This window comes from Xenorhabdus budapestensis, assembly GCF_002632465.1.
In the GTDB taxonomy this organism is placed as follows: domain Bacteria; phylum Pseudomonadota; class Gammaproteobacteria; order Enterobacterales; family Enterobacteriaceae; genus Xenorhabdus; species Xenorhabdus budapestensis.
Map to the genome: position 1 here is coordinate 58,318 of NZ_NIBS01000005.1, position 16,217 is coordinate 74,534.

Sequence of the window (16,217 nt, forward strand, 5' to 3'; positions counted from 1 at the left end):
CGTAAAATTAACGACGACCGTCGGCGATAGCAGAAACAGCTTTGATTTCTGCAGCTTCTTGCTCCTGCTGCTCTTGACGTTCACGAACATCAAGAATTTTATTATTGATAAGACCTTGCTCGATTTCACGCAGAGCGATAACAGTCATCTTATCGTTTTCTTCTGGAACAAGAGGATCTTTTCCACCTACCTGTAATTGGCGTGCTCGGCGAGCAGCGACCAACACTAGGTCAAAACGGTTACCAATTTTTTCTACTGCGTCTTGAACAGTTACGCGTGCCATATGTGTGCTACTCCACAGATAAATAAGTGACTGGGCATAATACTGAAACTTAGTTCAGTCTGCCAATAATTTGCTGATTAACGCATCATGTCGTTGAGTCTGCCTTTCTAATCGCAGACGTTCGGAACGAATAATCGATTGTAAATCGGCCAGAGCCGTATTGAAATCATCGTTGATGATTACGTAGTCATACTCTCCATGATGTTCCATTTCTGCAACTGCCTGAGACATTCGTTTAGCGATGACCTCTTCACTGTCCTGACCACGGCCACGCAGACGGCGGAGTAATTCTTCCCTTGAAGGAGGAAGAATGAAAATGCTACGAGCCGCAGGCATTTTCTGACGGATTTGTTGCGCACCCTGCCAGTCAATATCAAGAAAAACATCAACACCACTAGCGAGAGTATCTTCGGTAATTTTGCGGGAAGTACCGTAATAGTTACCGAAAACACAGGCATGCTCCAAAAATTCATCATGGTTAATCATATTTTGGAATTCATCGACTGTGACGAAATAATAATGTTCACCATGATTTTCGCCAGGGCGTGCCGGACGAGTTGTATGTGAAACAGAAACCTGAGTGTCATACAAAGGCTGGGTTTTTAATAAAGCCTGAATAAGGCTTGATTTACCTGCTCCACTTGGGGCAGAAACAATATATAACGTTCCTTGACTCATGCTGATTTCTTGACTGATTGGGGTATTAATAAATGCAAGCGCAGGAAGTTAAATCCCACATAGTATACACGGAGACGCTAATCCATGCAGCGTTACAATACATGTCAACGGGCATTTCAACAAAATTTTTTCTTAACAAACAGATATTCAGGCAATATTTTGCGAGACAATTTCAGAGAAAATAAACGGTTGCAGAAATTGAATAATTATTTTTCGAAACACTTCTCAAACTCTTTTCTTCTATCTTGGTACAAGCCGAATTTCTTTTTATTCTCTGCTCGTGTTTAAGGGACATATGGAGCAAGGATGCTTAATTTTCTGATTATAATTTTGGTGTTGTTGTTTGGAATGCCGATGGTATTAGCAAACTGCCCGGCTTGGTCAAAGGAAAAACTCCAGCTTGAAATAGAACGCCTGACACCACAGATAGCAAAATGGGATCACCTTTATCGTCAGCAGGGAATCAGTGAAATAGATGATGAGATTTATGATCAACTATTGGAAACCCTGACGCTCTGGCAGGATTGTTTAAAACAAAAACAAGACAATACCCCTGCTGTATCTGCTTTATCAAATAAGACAGTATCAGACAAAGCTTTTGTGATAGACAAATCATTCTCGGCGGTGGTGCTACATAAGGTGGGTCTAGCTAGCGGAAAACAGTTTCACCCTGTTCAGCATACAGGCCTGCATAAACTAAAAAGAATAGAGGAAATTCGCCGATGGTTACAAGGACGTTCGGCCGTTTGGGTACAGCCTAAAATTGATGGAGTTGCAGTTACGTTGGTTTATCAAAACGGTCTCTTAGTCGGATTAATCAGCAGAGGGAATGGTGCAGAAGGGATGGATTGGCTGGATAAAAGTGAATTTATTTCCAGTATTCCTAAACAGATAGAAAATGCACCGGACCATATGATTTTACAAGGAGAACTCTTTTGGCAACAGAATAACCATCGTCAATCTATTGCAGGTAGTCAGAATGCGCGCAGCAAAGTAGCTGGGTTGATGATGCGTAAAACTCCTTCACCGGAACTCAGCCAAATAGGGATATTTGTATGGAGCTGGCCGGATGGGCCAAATGAGATGGCAGTTAAACTGGAGAAACTGACATCAATGGGATTTCCCATTACACAGCAATATAGCCATCAAATTTTCAATGCAGAAGATGCGGAGGAAAAGTGGAAAATGTATTTTACCCATCCTCTCCCTTTTGCCACAGACGGTGTTGTTTTAAGACAGGAAACTGAGCCTGCTGGTATTCAATGGCGTTCTGGTTCAAACAGTTGGTCGATTGCGTGGAAGTATCCTTTGCAACAGCAAGTTACAACAGTAAAAGATGTTCAGTTCAAGATAGGTCGGACAGGAAAAATATCTGTTTTACTGGAGCTGGAAAAAGTGCAATTAGACGATAGAAAAATCAATCGGGTTCATATTGGTTCAATAAAACGTTGGCAGCAGTGGGATGTTTATCCGGGGGATAAAGTAACCGTAACACTGGCGGGGCATGGCATACCAAAACTCGATAAAGTGGTATGGCGCATTGCGGAACGTCAAAATATTCAACCTCCTAATACGCAGCAGTTTCATTCGCTCAGTTGTTTTGTACTGAATAACCAAGATTGCCAACAGCAGTTTATTGCTCGTCTGACATGGATGGGGAAAAAATTGAAAATGAAGGGTGTTGGACAAGGTATATGGGCTGCTTTAGTAAGAGATGGACGGGTAACACATTTGGCAGACTGGTTGGCATTGAATACGAAGCAACTTTCTGAAATACCTAACATTGGTGCTAAACGTGCGGAGCTAATTTTCACCCAATTCCAACAGGCACAACGACAGCCAGTCTCATTATGGCGTGAAGCGATAGGGATGCCTTACGCCAATAGATTTATGGAAGAAGTGAATCAGTACAGGGATGTACAATTATCAGAAACAGGAACCGACAGTACTTTAACAGCAAAACAAAGAACAAAAATTGAGGAGTTTTTACAATACCCCGAAGTTAAAGAACTGGTTGAGACGTTAATTTTACAGGGAATTAATATTAATGTGCATGGAATAGCTTTGCACATACCCTATGAATTTCAAGATGCAGCTTCTTTACAGGAAGCGATTTCTTTGCAGTAGGTTTCTTTACCGGGAAGTCGGGAAATGTAGAAAAGGAAAACACAGAAAAGAAAACAGTAGATAAGCAAACACACAAGAGCGAAGGAGCAAGCACTTGCTCCAAACGCCCAGATTAATATCAATGGTCAGCGCCATCATAATTGAAGATGGGTAACCCAAGACGATAGCGAATAGCAATCAAGCGGGCGGTCAGGCCTGCTATAAGGGTGATGATAATTACGCTGTTTGGGTGCAGTGGAGTATGTAATAAAGCGATATATAACCAGGCAGCAGCAAAAGAGACACCCGCATAGATCTCTTTCTGGAACACTAACGGAATGGTGTTACAAAACATATCGCGCAGTACTCCACCAAAAACACCGGTAATAACAGCAGCAATGGCGGCAATGACTGGGCTGTAGTGCATATCCAGTGCGATTTGTGCACCAATAATTGAAAAAACAATTAAACCAATCGCATCAAGAATAAGAAATAAACGCCGAAGGTGTTTCATCATTGGGGCAACCCAAATGGTGACTACTGCGGCGCAGGCAACAGTCACAATGTATTCTGGGTTTTTAACCCAACCAAGCGGGTAGTGGCCCAGAATAATATCACGAACGGAACCACCACCAATGGCTGTTACAGAAGCAATAATAATCACGCCGAACACATCCATTTTTCGACGACCTGCGGCTAAGGCACCTGTCATGGCTTCAGCCGTGATACCAATGATATAAAGGACACTGAGTAGCATAAATTTAATCAAATGGAATATAACGTAGAAGTAAAGAGTAATGCTGAAATAATAACGTCTCGATTGAAATTTTTTAGTTAAATTTTAATAGCATTAGTTTTTATTATCCGAAACCTCGAATATTAAGGTAGAAAAATGGTTTTTAAGGAACGTCAGATTACATTCGACAACCGTAGCCATCAGATAACTAATATAAATATCTGGACCCCTGACAGCCAGTGGTTAGTCTATGATGTACGTCCTAACGGGGCAGACTTTACTGGCTTAACGATAGAAAAAATTCATATAAATAATGGACAGACAGAGATCATTTATCAGGCAAAAGATGGCGCACATGTCGGTGTTGTCACAGTTAGTCCGCAGGAACCGGCTCGTTATGCATTTATTCATGGCCCGGAAAATCCCGATACTCACTGGCAATACGATTTTCATCATCGGCGTGGTGTGATCGTTTCCGATATGCAGCCAAATGTTGCTGTTAATATTGATGCGTTGGACATTACCTCACCTTATACAGCCGGAGCCTTGCGTGGTGGTACACACGTGCATGTTTTCAGTCCTGATGGCAGTCGTTTAAGCTTTACCTATAACGACCATGTTATACATGAGTTAGATCCCGCACTGGATTTACGCAATGTAGCTGTCGCTATTCCACTAAGAGCGGTGATATCAGCCAAAAAGCATCCAAGAGAATATGATGGTAGCTATTTTTCGGTGGTAGTAAGCCGCACTACAGCACGTCCACGCCCTGGTAGTGATGAGATCAATCGTGCATATGAAGAAGGATGGATTGGGCAGCAGGGTTATCTTAAAAAGAATGGACAATGGCAGCGTTGGGCTCTGGCTTTTATTGGTGATACATGTGCTGAAAATGGTGAAAAGATCCCTGAAATTTACCTTATTGACCTACCTGAGCATGATGAAGATTATGCAGTTGAAGGTAATCAGCCACTAACCGGAACGGAAACGACCTTACCTGCACCACCTGCGGGAGTGAAACAGCAACGTTTAACATTTACCCACCAGAATAATTGGCCGGGAGTGGTCAGTACGCCTAGGCATTGGTTAAGAACATCTCCGGATGGCAGCAAAATTTGTTTTCTGATGAAAGATGATAAGGGAACTATCCAGTTATGGTATGTATCCCCAAAAGGGGGAGAACCAATACAGGTCACGCATAATGTACATGACATACAATCTGCATTTAACTGGGATAGCCGAGGCCGATTTATTGCTTTTGTCTGTGATAACAGTGTCATGATCTGTAACAGCCAAAATGGTGAAGTTCAGCGGCTAACAGCACGTACTGACATTGCTCCATGTGCAGATGCAATAGTGATCTCACCCGATGACCGACATGTTGCTTTTATGCGGGATATTAATGGCTATCGTCAGATCTTTATTGTCGAAACAGGCATCGTTGCACCATCTTTGCACAATAACGATGCCTGAAAAAACACATTAAGACAATTTGCAGCACAATGGGTACTGGCAGAGTTGGGATTGATAGAGCGATGAAGGATCAGTCTTCATCATTCGTGGACTCTTCTGATATCTGTTGTGTATGAGTTAAATTTTTTTCCAGTTTTTCAATACGAAGCTTAGGTGATTTCCCTGTTTGATCCTGATTTGAGAAAGCATAATCATAAGGGAGCAAAAGAGTATCTAAAAGGGCTGAGAATGGTAGATCTACTGCGAGCAAAGGTTTCAGAAACCATCCCGTTTTGTCATCTTTTAACATGTTAATATTAGCTTGTGCCCCAGAATAATATCCCTGATTGGGGCCACTATGTGTCATGATGCTGGAACAGCCTGTAAGCAGAGACAATCCAAATATAGTAGCGGATAACAAAAGCAGTTTACTGTTTTTCATCATTTCTATTCCATGAACCCAATGAGTTAATTTGCCGATATCCAAATTCTTATATCTACTTTAACGTTACTTTTCCTAATCATAAAGATAACTCTTTATGATTATTTACTATAGTCAGGTTATATTCAGTTTGCTATAGCGCTTATTGTTAAATGCAATAATTTTTTCGGCAGAAGATTTTTAAATCTTTTTTATTATTTTTAATAAAAAAGTAAGAACATATATAAATTATTACTTTTGAATTTATCAACAGTATGAGCAATTACACAAATGAATATTTTTCATTGCTTAGATTAAGCACTGAGTTTGAGGAAATAAGGTTTGGTAATTAGGTGTAGATGATTACTTTCTGTAAGATGTGAGGGATTAAAAACAGTGTTAAATAATTAATCATATTTGTTTAATGCATTAAATGTGCTTTAGATCACATAATGCGTGGCAATTATCTTAATTTCACATAGTAGAGGCAATTTAAAGTTAAAAAACCCTGCCTATTCAGGTCATTATATTTTTTATTTTCTGGTTAAATATGCCGAGTTCAGGGAAAGTGTATAAACAAGGACTGTTTTCCTTTCCTACTATGTATGAAGAATTCTTTTGGGATTCTAATAACTACTGTCCTGTTCTCAGGTAAAAAGTCCTCGTTATCATCTTACTCCCTCACTTTAAATGAGGGAGCTTTTTTATTATTCCGATTAGCGATCTGCTTCTTTATGAGCGATTTCAATTTCTTCGGATAAAATACGGACACCTTCTTCGATTTTCTCCAAATCAGGCACATAGTTCATACGCATACATTGATGGGCATGAGGCCAGTTGTGTTCCAAACCAGGGAAAAAGTAGTGGCCCGGCACCATCAACACTTTTCGTTTTTTTAATCGCTGATAAAGAATTTCTGTCGTAATCGGCAGATTTTTAAACCATAGCCAGAGGAATATTGCTCCTTCTGGTTTATGAATAAGGCAGTGCTCTTCTGACATATAACGGCGAATGATCTCAATTACGCTATCTACCCGTTTTTTATAAAATGGCTGAATAACATTCTGGGATAAACGGAACAGATCATTACGGCGGATCATTTCCAGCGTAATAGCAGAGCCAACTCCGCCTGGTGCCAGGCTAATAACACCATTCATATTACTGACAGCATGGATAATTTTCTCATTGGCAATGATGATTCCGCAGCGAGTACCCGGTAGCCCCAGTTTGGACAGGCTCATGCACAAGATAATATTCGGGTTCCAAAGAGGAGTTGCATTACTGAATACAATACCCGGGAACGGTACACCGTAGGCATTATCGATCAGCAGAGGGATTTGGTGTTGCTGAGCCAACGCATCCAGACGCAGTAATTCTTCATCGGTGATGACATTACCTGTTGGGTTAGTTGGACGGGAAACACAGATCAAGTTGATATCTTCAGAAATATTCAGGTGATCAAAATCAACCCGATATTTAAATTGACCATTGGGTAGTAATTCAATATTGGGTTTATTGGCAACAAATAAACCTTCATCCAGACCAGAATCAGAATAGCCAATATATTCCGGCGCAAGAGGAAACAAAACCCGTTTCATCGAACCATCTTCGGCACGCCCCGCTAATAAATTGAACAGGTAGAAGAAGGCGCTTTGGCTGCCATTCGTCAGGGCAATATTTTGCGGGTGGATTTCCCAACCGAGTTTTTCTTGTAATTCTTGAGCCAAAGCTGCGATTAAGGTGTTTTTTCCCTGTGGCCCATCATAATTGCATAGAGTTTCGGTTAATTGACCGTTTAACGCTAGATCTGTCAATAGTTGTTGGAAATATTCATCCATTTCAGGAATATGAGCAGGATTACCACCACCTAGCATAATCGCGCCGGGTGTTCTCAAACCTTTGTTGAGATCATTCATCAGGAGAGTAATTCCTGAATCTTGTGTGAACTTGTTTCCGAATTGAGAGAATTTCATAACAGCAGCTGCGTCTTTTTTGTAGGATAAGAGGACACCATACCCCGCACTTTATTGTGGTGCAATGGGGTAAAGTTTCTATTCTGTATTGCTATATATTGTAATGTGACTTGTTGTTGGATTTTGAAACTGGATATTTAATATTTTTATGGTCTTATATTTTAACAACAAATTGCCACCTATTTTTATGCACTGATTTCAGTTTTTCGGCTTTCAATTTTTCGCCATAGGCAGTCTGCGATGTGATCATTGACTAAACCCGCAGCCTGCATAAAGGCATAACAAGTAGTACTGCCGATAAATTTAAATCCACGTTTTTTCAGTGCCTTTGAGAGAGCATCAGAATGGGCGGTTTTGACAGGCACTTCTGCCAGTGTTTTCCAGTGGTTAATTTGCGGGTCGTTATCAACAAATCGCCAGATAAACTCACAGAAATCTTCTTCCTGTTCGGTCATTTTCAGGTAAGCACGGGCATTATGAATTATGGCATTGATTTTAGCACGGTTGCGGACGATGGCAGGATCTTGCATCAATTTCTCGACATCATTTTCATCCATTTCGGCAATTTTGACAGGATCAAATTGATGGAAACATTTTCGATAACCTTCCCGCTTTTTCAAAATGGTGAGCCACGATAAACCAGCCTGTTGTCCCTCAAGGCAAATCAGTTCGAAAAGCTGTAGGCTGTCTTTTAGCGGTTTACCCCATTCATTGTCGTGATAAACCAGATAATCAGGATCAGATGTAACCCAACCACAGCGAGTTATTTCCTTATTCATGAATCGCACGTCTCCACAGATAATGGTGAATAATCACACCAATCTTAGCTGTATAAATATACAAGTAAAGTGGCAGAGATAAGATTTTTTTATACTGTGACAAAATTGGGCATGATCAATGCTGTATATCTTACAGTCAGAGGGTATACTGAACACTTTCGTTTAAATTCATATATCGCGTGCGAATTCAACATGCAAAAGTTTGATATCAAAACCTTTCAGGGGATAATCCTGACATTACAGAATTACTGGGCGCGTCAAGGCTGTACTATTGTCCAACCATTGGATATGGAAGTCGGCGCAGGAACTTCTCACCCTATAACCTGCTTGCGTGCCTTGGGGCCGGAGCCTATTGCAGCTGCTTATGTGCAACCTTCCCGTCGTCCAACTGATGGACGCTATGGCGAAAACCCAAACCGACTCCAGCACTACTATCAGTTTCAGGTTATCATCAAGCCATCTCCAGATAACATTCAGGAACTTTACCTTGGTTCCCTGAAAGAGTTGGGGCTTGATCCTACCGTTCATGATATCCGCTTTGTTGAAGATAACTGGGAAAACCCGACATTAGGTGCTTGGGGACTGGGGTGGGAAGTTTGGCTGAACGGCATGGAAGTGACTCAGTTCACTTACTTCCAACAGGTCGGTGGTCTTGAATGTAAACCAGTAACTGGCGAGATTACTTATGGTTTAGAACGTCTGGCAATGTACATTCAGGGCGTAGACAGTGTGTACGATCTGGTGTGGAGTGATGGCCCGTTGGGTAAAACCACGTATGGCGATATTTACCACCAGAACGAGGTTGAGCAATCTACTTACAACTTTGAACACGCCGATGTCGATTTCCTGTTTACCTGCTTTGAGCAATATGAAAAAGAAGCACAGGAATTACTGGCGTTGGAGACTCCACTGCCACTTCCTGCTTATGAGCGCATTTTAAAAGCCGGTCATACCTTCAACTTGCTGGATGCCCGTAAAGCGATTTCCGTGACTGAGCGTCAGCGCTATATCTTGCGCATCCGTACCCTGACCAAAGCAGTTGCTGAAGCTTATTATGCCTCCCGTGAGGCGCTTGGCTTCCCTATGTGTAACAAAAAATAAGAGGCCATCATGACTCAACAGACTTTCCTTGTGGAAATCGGCACAGAAGAGTTGCCACCAAAGGCACTGCGTTCACTGGCTGAATCCTTTGCGGCCAATTTTGAAGTAGAACTGAAAAACGCCAATCTGGGTCATGGTGAAGTTAGCTGGTTTGCTGCTCCTCGTCGTCTGGCGTTGAAAGTAGCAAATCTGGCGGCGGCACAGGCTGATCGTGAAGTAGAAAAACGTGGCCCTGCTATTGCTCAGGCGTTTGATACGGAAGGAAAACCAACCAAAGCAGCGGAAGGCTGGGCGCGCAGTTGTGGTATCACCGTTGATCAGGCTGAGCGTATGGTAACCGATAAAGGTGAATGGTTACTTTATCGTGCTCAAGTTAAAGGCCATGAAGCGAAAGAATTGCTGGCGGATATGGTAAGCAGTGCATTGAGCAAATTACCGATCCCTAAACTAATGCGCTGGAGTAATAAAGAAACCCAATTCGTCCGTCCTGTGCATACCATCACAATGCTTCTGGGTAGTGAAGTGATTGAAGGCGAAATTCTGGGTATCAAATCTGATCGTATCATCCGTGGTCATCGTTTTATGGGTGAGGCGGAGTTTACCATCAATAACGCAGAGCAGTATCCGGCTATTTTGCAGGAGCGTGGTCGGGTCATTGTGGATTATGAAGCACGTAAGGCCCTGATCAAGCGCGATGCAGAACAAGCCGCTACACAGCTTGGTGGAGTGGCAGATCTGACTGACAGCTTGCTGGAGGAAGTCACTTCATTGGTGGAATGGCCTGTCGTTCTGACAGCAAAATTCGAAGAAAAATTCCTTGAAGTACCTGCTGAAGCGCTGGTTTATACCATGAAAGGCGACCAAAAATATTTTCCGGTTTACGATAAATCCGGCAAATTAATGGCGAACTTTATTTTTGTTACCAATATTGAATCTTCTGATCCTCAGCAGATTATCACTGGCAACGAAAAAGTAGTGCGTCCACGTCTGGCAGATGCTGAATTCTTCTTCAATACTGACCGTAAGCAGCGTCTGGAAGATAACCTGCCACGTCTGGAGACCGTTCTGTTCCAGAAACAACTGGGTACACTGCGCGATAAAACAGACCGTATTCAGGCTCTGGCTGGCTGGATTGCTGAAAAGATCGGGGCGGATGTTACTCATGCGACCCGCGCAGGTTTGCTGTCCAAATGTGACTTAATGACCAACATGGTTTTTGAGTTCACCGATACGCAGGGTGTGATGGGAATGCACTATGCCCGTCATGACGGAGAAGCTGAAGATGTGGCACTGGCGCTGAATGAACAGTATCAGCCGCGTTTTTCCGGCGATGATCTGCCATCTACCGGAGTTTCCTGTGCCATAGCGATCGCCGATAAGATGGATACGCTGGTAGGGATTTTCGGCATCGGTCAACATCCTAAAGGGGATAAAGACCCGTTTGCATTGCGTCGTGCCGCGCTAGGTGTGTTGCGTATTATTGTTGAGAAAAAACTGCCTCTCAACCTCCAGACTCTGGCTGAAGAAGCCGTTTGTCTGTACGGCGATAAGCTGACCAATGAAAACGTTGTAGCTGATGTGGTTGAGTTTATGCTCGGCCGCTTCCGCACCTGGTATCAGGAACAGGGCTACAGCGTTGATACTATCCAGTCCGTACTAGCACGTCGCCCGACTCAACCGGCAGACTTTGATGCCCGTGTGAAAGCGGTAACGCATTTCCGTACATTAGATGAAGCAGTTTCTCTGGCGGCAGCGAATAAGCGTGTTTCTAACATTCTGGCAAAATCAGAAGAGAAGCTGAATGACACTGTGCAGGCTTCAGTGTTGAAAGCAGCGGAAGAGATCCAACTGGCGACTCACCTTGTTGTATTGAAAGAGAAGCTGGCACCTCTGTTTGCAGAAGGCAACTATCAGGATGCGCTGGTTGAACTGGCTTCTTTGCGTGAAGCTGTGGATGCATTCTTCGACAATGTAATGGTCATGGATGAAGATCTGCAAGTAAGGGTAAATCGCCTGACGCTATTGAGTGAACTGCGCGAGTTGTTCCTGCGGGTAGCGGATATTTCGCTGCTCCAGTAATTGCTGATGAGTTTTATTGAGTTAGTGTAAATTGCCTTTAAAGCTAATTACCTTTAAGACAGAGCCTCGCGGATCATAGCGGGGCTTTTTGCTGTCTGAAAATATTACAATGTGTAAACTTTGGATGGATTATCATCAAATAACTACTTACCTTTAAAAAAATATTGACGATCCGTGATACCGGCAGTAAGATGCGCTTCGTTTTCGGCGAGTAGCGCAGCTTGGTAGCGCAACTGGTTTGGGACCAGTGGGTCGGAGGTTCGAATCCTCTCTCGCCGACCAGCATTCTAAAACCCTGCTCTTTGAGCGGGGTTTTTTCATATGTGACAAATGAAAAATAAACCGCACTCTTACTCTTTTTTTTTAGCTCATAGCCGGGCGTTGATTAATCGAATGCCATATTCTGAAAAAACACTATCAGCAGAAACCAACGTTAATCCTTCCATTTGAGATTGTACAATAAGCATTCTAATAGCCAATTTAATTGATGATGTTATTAATTTCACCTGAATTGAATGAATTTAAAACATTTATTTTTCTTGATTCGATTCGGCACCTTGTACCACGTCACCCTTCTTATAATTTTTTCTGTTCATTATTTAAGTATCGGTCACAAATTTAAAATTATAATTTATAGAAATTAATTCTTTTAATAAGTGATATTCCCAGTTTTTTTATCTATATCTGCGCCTGATGTCATGTTTTTTAACCAGAGTTGTTAATGTTTTTTTTCTTTTATGTTTTTCTATTGTTTCATGAGTCATAGTGATTATATTGACGTCAGGAATAACAATTGATTAATTGATAAGCTACGACAATAACACAAGCCGGGGCAGTGATATTCAGGCAGGAAACTCTGGACTTGGCTAAGGCACAATAAACATCACAAACGGAGTTTAAGTAATGACTATCTCCAAAAAGAAAAAACCCGGTTTATTGAAATTGGGTATTGGTCTTGTTTCATTGGCTGTAGCAGCCAGTGTGCAGGCAAAAACACTGGTTTATTGCTCTGAAGGTTCACCTGAAGGCTTTAACCCGCAGTTATTCACTTCTGGTACAACTTTTGATGCAACTGCCAGACAAATTTATAACCGTCTGGTGGACTTCAAATCAGGTACAACAGAGATTATTCCTAGTCTGTCTGAACGGTGGGAAATCAGTGACGATGGCAAAATCTACACATTCTATTTGCGCAAAGGCGTAAAATGGCAGAGCAGTAAAGATTTCAAACCCACGCGTGATTTCAATGCCGATGACGTTATCTTTACCTTTATGCGGCAAAAGGATAAAAATCACCCGTACCATAAAGTATCCGGTGGCAGCTACGAATACTTTATCGGCATGGATATGGGGAATATCATCAGCAAAATAGAGAAAGTGGATGACTATACTGTCCGCTTTGTGCTGTCCCGTCCTGAAGCCCCTTTCCTGGCTAATATAGCCATGGATTTTGCTTCGATTCTCTCCAAAGAATATGCTGATGCCATGATGAAGGTCGGTACGCCGGAAAAAGTGGATCTGAATCCGGTTGGTACAGGGCCGTTCCAGTTAGTGCAATACCAGAAAGATTCCCGCATTCTGTATAAAGCGTTCAAAGATTATTGGCAAGGGCCGACGAAAATTGATCGTCTGGTCTTCTCCATTACGCCTGATGCCTCTGTACGTTATGCAAAATTACAGAAAAATGAATGCCAGGTCATGCCATATCCGAACCCTGCTGATATTGCGAGCATGAAGCAGAACAAAGATATTGTTCTGAAAGAACAGGCAGGGCTGAATGTTGGTTATCTCTCTTATAACGTCTCCAAAAAGCCAATGGACAACCTCAAAGTTCGTCAGGCGTTGACGATGGCGGTGAACAAAGATGCCATCATTGCGGCTGTGTATCAAGGAGCCGGTCAGAAAGCGAAAAACCTGATCCCTCCTACGATGTGGGGCTATAACAAAGATATCAAAGATTACGCCTATGATCCGGTGAAGGCTAAAGAACTGCTGAAAGATGCTGGCTTCCCGAATGGCTTTGAAACCGATCTTTGGGCAATGCCAGTACAGCGTCCTTATAACCCGAATGCCCGCCGTATGGCGGAAATGATTCAGGCTGACTGGGCCAAAATTGGTGTAAAAGCCAAGATAGTCAGTTATGAATGGGGCGAATATCTGAAACGTGCCAAAGATGGTGAACCTCAAAACGTCATGATGGGATGGACGGGGGATAATGGAGATCCTGATAACTTCTTTGGAACCCTGTTTAGTTGCGCAGCCAAAGAACGAGGTTCCAATTATTCAAAATGGTGTGACCAACAGTTTGAGGACATTATTCAGCCAGCACGTACAACGGCTGATATTGCCAAACGCACAGAGCTTTATAAGCAGGCTCAAGTAGTAATGCATGAGCAAGTCCCTGCATTGATTATCGCCCACTCTACGGTTTACGAACCTGTTCGTAAAGAAGTGAAGGGTTATGAGGTCGATCCGCTCGGCAGGCACCTCTTTTACAATGTAGATCTCGAATAATCCTGTTCTTGATTTGTTGTGATTGACCCTCTCCCGAACATTCCGGGGGAGGGTTGCGCTTCTCTGGTGGGCAAGCAGGTCTGTGTATTACACAAACAGTCTGAGAGCTGTAACTGATAACTAAAAAGAGAATTCAGGATATGCTGCAATTTATCCTCCGGCGTCTGGGGCTGGTGATCCCGACGTTTATTGGTATTACCCTGCTGACTTTCGCTTTTGTGCATATGATCCCCGGTGATCCGGTACTGATTATGGCGGGAGAAAGGGGTGTCTCTGCCGAGCGCCATGCTGAACTGATGGCAGCAATGGGGTTAGATAAACCTCTTTGGCAGCAATATCTTCATTATGTCAGTGGCATACTGCATGGTGATTTAGGGATCTCCCTGAAAAGCCGTATCCCGGTGTGGGATGAATTTGTCCCCCGATTTAAAGCAACATTAGAATTAGGCATCTGTGCCATGTTATTTGCCATCTCTGTCGGTATTCCTGTCGGTGTGTTGGCAGCGGTTAAGCGTGGTTCTGTCTTTGATCATACCGCCGTAGGCCTGTCACTGACGGGCTATTCAATGCCTATTTTCTGGTGGGGCATCATGCTCATCATGCTGGTTTCTGTTCACTGGAACCTGACTCCGGTTTCCGGCCGAATAAGCGACAGTGTGTTTCTCGATGATAGCTATCCTCTGACCGGCTTTATGCTGATCGATACCCTGATTTGGGGGGAAGATGGTGACTTCATTGATGCTGTGATGCACATGATCCTGCCTGCTGTTGTATTAGGTACGATCCCGTTAGCCGTGATTGTACGTATGACTCGTTCTTCCATGCTGGAAGTATTGGGTGAAGACTATATCCGTACTGCACGGGCAAAAGGTCTGAGCCGGATGCGTGTCATTATTATCCATGCGTTGCGCAATGCGTTGCTGCCTGTAGTCACGGTGATTGGCCTGCAAGTGGGTATTATGTTGGCGGGGGCTATTCTGACGGAAACCATTTTTTCATGGCCGGGGCTGGGGCGTTGGCTGATCGACGCTCTCCAGCGCCGTGATTATCCTGTGGTGCAAGGTGGCGTATTGCTGGTGGCGACAATGATCATTCTGGTCAATTTTGTGGTTGATCTACTGTATGGCATTGTCAATCCACGTATTCGGCATAAGAGATAAGGAGCACATGATGACTCAAATAACGGAGCCACAAGCAACTGAGCAAATAACATCAAGTGCACCGAAACTGATGACACCAATGCAGGAGTTCTGGCATTACTTTAAACGTAACAAAGGTGCCGTCATTGGTCTTGCCTATATTGTTTTGATGCTGTTGATCGCGTTGTTCGCCGGGATACTGGCACCACATGGCCCAGCAGAACAGTTCCGTGATTCCCTGTTGAACCCGCCAGTATGGCAGGAAGGGGGAAGCTGGCAATTTATTCTCGGTACTGACGATGTTGGGCGCGATATCCTTTCTCGCTTGATGTACGGCGCGCGTCTCTCCTTGCTGGTTGGCTGTCTGGTTGTTGTGATGTCGCTGGTGATGGGGATTATTCTGGGATTGCTGTCGGGCTATTTTGGTGGAATTGTTGATACTGCCATTATGCGAATAGTCGATATCATGCTGGCCTTGCCAAGCCTGTTATTAGCATTGGTATTGGTGGCTATCTTCGGCCCATCTATCGTCAATGCGTCACTGGCTCTGACATTTGTTGCACTGCCTCATTACATTCGCCTGACAAGAGCGGCAGTATTAGTTGAAGTGAATCGTGACTATGTGACCGCTTCTCAGGTTGCTGGTGCGGGGGCGATGCGTCAGATGTTCATCAATATCTTGCCAAACTGTCTTGCTCCCTTGATTGTGCAGGCTTCATTAGGGTTTTCGAATGCTATTCTCGACATGGCTGCCCTGGGTTTTCTGGGAATGGGAGCACAGCCACCAACACCAGAATGGGGAACTATGCTGTCAGATGTCTTGCAGTTTGCTCAGAGTGCATGGTGGGTCGTAACTTTCCCTGGGCTGGCTATCCTTTTGACGGTACTGGCATTTAACCTGATGGGGGATGGGTTGCGTGACGCGCTCGATCCTAAGCTCAAGCAGTAGGGGTATG

The 16,217-nt window shown here is 43.4% G+C and carries 13 protein-coding genes and 1 tRNA gene; 8 read left to right on the forward strand and 6 right to left on the reverse strand.

Annotated features, from left to right (window positions below; genetic code table 11):
- Nucleotides 1-7: 7 nt before the first annotated feature.
- Both rpoZ and gmk read right to left on the reverse strand, forming a co-directional pair.
- The gene (rpoZ, locus tag Xbud_RS06845) at nt 8-283 is read right to left on the reverse strand and encodes a DNA-directed RNA polymerase subunit omega (RefSeq protein ID WP_047683454.1); all 276 of its coding nucleotides are present in this window, start codon (nt 281-283) and stop codon (nt 8-10) included.
- Nucleotides 284-337: 54 nt separating this feature from the next.
- A complete protein-coding gene (gene gmk, locus Xbud_RS06850; RefSeq protein ID WP_099135369.1) occupies nt 338-961 on the reverse strand; it encodes a guanylate kinase in 624 nt (207 codons plus the stop codon).
- A 354-nt stretch (nt 962-1,315) separates the two neighbouring features.
- Between gmk and ligB the strand changes: the two genes are divergently transcribed.
- On the forward strand, nt 1,316-3,088 hold the full coding sequence (ligB, locus tag Xbud_RS06855) for an NAD-dependent DNA ligase LigB (RefSeq protein ID WP_244589873.1): 1,773 nt from the start codon (nt 1,316-1,318) through the stop codon (nt 3,086-3,088).
- A 118-nt stretch (nt 3,089-3,206) separates the two neighbouring features.
- Here ligB and Xbud_RS06860 read toward each other — a convergent pair whose 3' ends face one another.
- The gene (locus Xbud_RS06860; protein WP_099135371.1) at nt 3,207-3,824 is read right to left on the reverse strand and encodes a trimeric intracellular cation channel family protein; all 618 of its coding nucleotides are present in this window, start codon (nt 3,822-3,824) and stop codon (nt 3,207-3,209) included.
- 135 nt (nt 3,825-3,959) lie between these two features.
- On the opposite strand from Xbud_RS06860, the gene Xbud_RS06865 reads away from it, so the two are divergent.
- Complete coding sequence (locus Xbud_RS06865; RefSeq protein WP_099135372.1) at nt 3,960-5,276, forward strand: YidR family protein; 1,317 nt, start codon at nt 3,960-3,962, stop codon at nt 5,274-5,276.
- Nucleotides 5,277-5,346: 70 nt separating this feature from the next.
- Here the strand turns inward: Xbud_RS06865 and Xbud_RS06870 are convergent, their stop codons facing one another.
- The 3 genes from Xbud_RS06870 to Xbud_RS06880 all read right to left on the reverse strand — a co-directional run bounded on the left by Xbud_RS06870 (nt 5,347) and on the right by Xbud_RS06880 (nt 8,428).
- The gene (locus Xbud_RS06870) at nt 5,347-5,697 is read right to left on the reverse strand and encodes a YceK/YidQ family lipoprotein (protein ID WP_099135492.1); all 351 of its coding nucleotides are present in this window, start codon (nt 5,695-5,697) and stop codon (nt 5,347-5,349) included.
- A 695-nt stretch (nt 5,698-6,392) separates the two neighbouring features.
- Nucleotides 6,393-7,649, reverse strand: coding sequence for a valine--pyruvate transaminase (locus Xbud_RS06875; protein ID WP_099135373.1), 1,257 nt, complete (start codon nt 7,647-7,649; stop codon nt 6,393-6,395).
- Between the two features lie 185 nt (nt 7,650-7,834).
- Complete coding sequence (locus tag Xbud_RS06880) at nt 7,835-8,428, reverse strand: DNA-3-methyladenine glycosylase I (RefSeq protein WP_099135374.1); 594 nt, start codon at nt 8,426-8,428, stop codon at nt 7,835-7,837.
- A gap of 192 nt (nt 8,429-8,620) precedes the next feature.
- Here Xbud_RS06880 and glyQ point away from each other — a divergent pair, with 192 nt between their 5' ends.
- From glyQ to dppC, 6 genes are all read left to right on the forward strand, one after another.
- Nucleotides 8,621-9,529, forward strand: coding sequence for a glycine--tRNA ligase subunit alpha (gene glyQ, locus Xbud_RS06885; RefSeq protein WP_099135493.1), 909 nt, complete (start codon nt 8,621-8,623; stop codon nt 9,527-9,529).
- A gap of 9 nt (nt 9,530-9,538) precedes the next feature.
- Nucleotides 9,539-11,608 carry a glycine--tRNA ligase subunit beta gene (gene glyS / locus Xbud_RS06890; RefSeq protein WP_099135375.1) on the forward strand — a complete coding sequence of 690 codons (2,070 nt, stop codon included), beginning with the start codon at nt 9,539-9,541 and terminating at the stop codon, nt 11,606-11,608.
- 205 nt (nt 11,609-11,813) lie between these two features.
- A tRNA-Pro gene (locus Xbud_RS06895) sits at nt 11,814-11,890 on the forward strand.
- A gap of 621 nt (nt 11,891-12,511) precedes the next feature.
- Nucleotides 12,512-14,122, forward strand: coding sequence for a dipeptide ABC transporter periplasmic-binding protein DppA (dppA, locus tag Xbud_RS06905; protein ID WP_099135376.1), 1,611 nt, complete (start codon nt 12,512-12,514; stop codon nt 14,120-14,122).
- A gap of 140 nt (nt 14,123-14,262) precedes the next feature.
- On the forward strand, nt 14,263-15,282 hold the full coding sequence (gene dppB / locus Xbud_RS06910; protein ID WP_099135377.1) for a dipeptide ABC transporter permease DppB: 1,020 nt from the start codon (nt 14,263-14,265) through the stop codon (nt 15,280-15,282).
- A gap of 10 nt (nt 15,283-15,292) precedes the next feature.
- Nucleotides 15,293-16,210: a dipeptide ABC transporter permease DppC gene (dppC, locus tag Xbud_RS06915; RefSeq protein ID WP_099135378.1), complete on the forward strand. Its 918-nt coding sequence runs from the start codon at nt 15,293-15,295 to the stop codon at nt 16,208-16,210.
- Nucleotides 16,211-16,217 lie beyond the last annotated feature (7 nt).

Bases quoted from the DNA above. Each gene is read 5' to 3' on its own strand.
- rpoZ (WP_047683454.1), bottom strand. From the start codon at position 283: ATGGCACGCGTAACTGTTCAAGACGCAGTAGAAAAAATTGGTAACCGT.
- gmk (WP_099135369.1), bottom strand. From the start codon at position 961: ATGAGTCAAGGAACGTTATATATTGTTTCTGCCCCAAGTGGAGCAGGT.
- ligB (WP_244589873.1), top strand. From the start codon at position 1,316: ATGGTATTAGCAAACTGCCCGGCTTGGTCAAAGGAAAAACTCCAGCTT.
- Xbud_RS06860 (WP_099135371.1), bottom strand. From the start codon at position 3,824: ATGCTACTCAGTGTCCTTTATATCATTGGTATCACGGCTGAAGCCATG.
- Xbud_RS06865 (WP_099135372.1), top strand. From the start codon at position 3,960: ATGGTTTTTAAGGAACGTCAGATTACATTCGACAACCGTAGCCATCAG.
- Xbud_RS06870 (WP_099135492.1), bottom strand. From the start codon at position 5,697: ATGAAAAACAGTAAACTGCTTTTGTTATCCGCTACTATATTTGGATTG.
- Xbud_RS06875 (WP_099135373.1), bottom strand. From the start codon at position 7,649: ATGAAATTCTCTCAATTCGGAAACAAGTTCACACAAGATTCAGGAATT.
- Xbud_RS06880 (WP_099135374.1), bottom strand. From the start codon at position 8,428: ATGAATAAGGAAATAACTCGCTGTGGTTGGGTTACATCTGATCCTGAT.
- glyQ (WP_099135493.1), top strand. From the start codon at position 8,621: ATGCAAAAGTTTGATATCAAAACCTTTCAGGGGATAATCCTGACATTA.
- glyS (WP_099135375.1), top strand. From the start codon at position 9,539: ATGACTCAACAGACTTTCCTTGTGGAAATCGGCACAGAAGAGTTGCCA.
- dppA (WP_099135376.1), top strand. From the start codon at position 12,512: ATGACTATCTCCAAAAAGAAAAAACCCGGTTTATTGAAATTGGGTATT.
- dppB (WP_099135377.1), top strand. From the start codon at position 14,263: ATGCTGCAATTTATCCTCCGGCGTCTGGGGCTGGTGATCCCGACGTTT.
- dppC (WP_099135378.1), top strand. From the start codon at position 15,293: ATGACTCAAATAACGGAGCCACAAGCAACTGAGCAAATAACATCAAGT.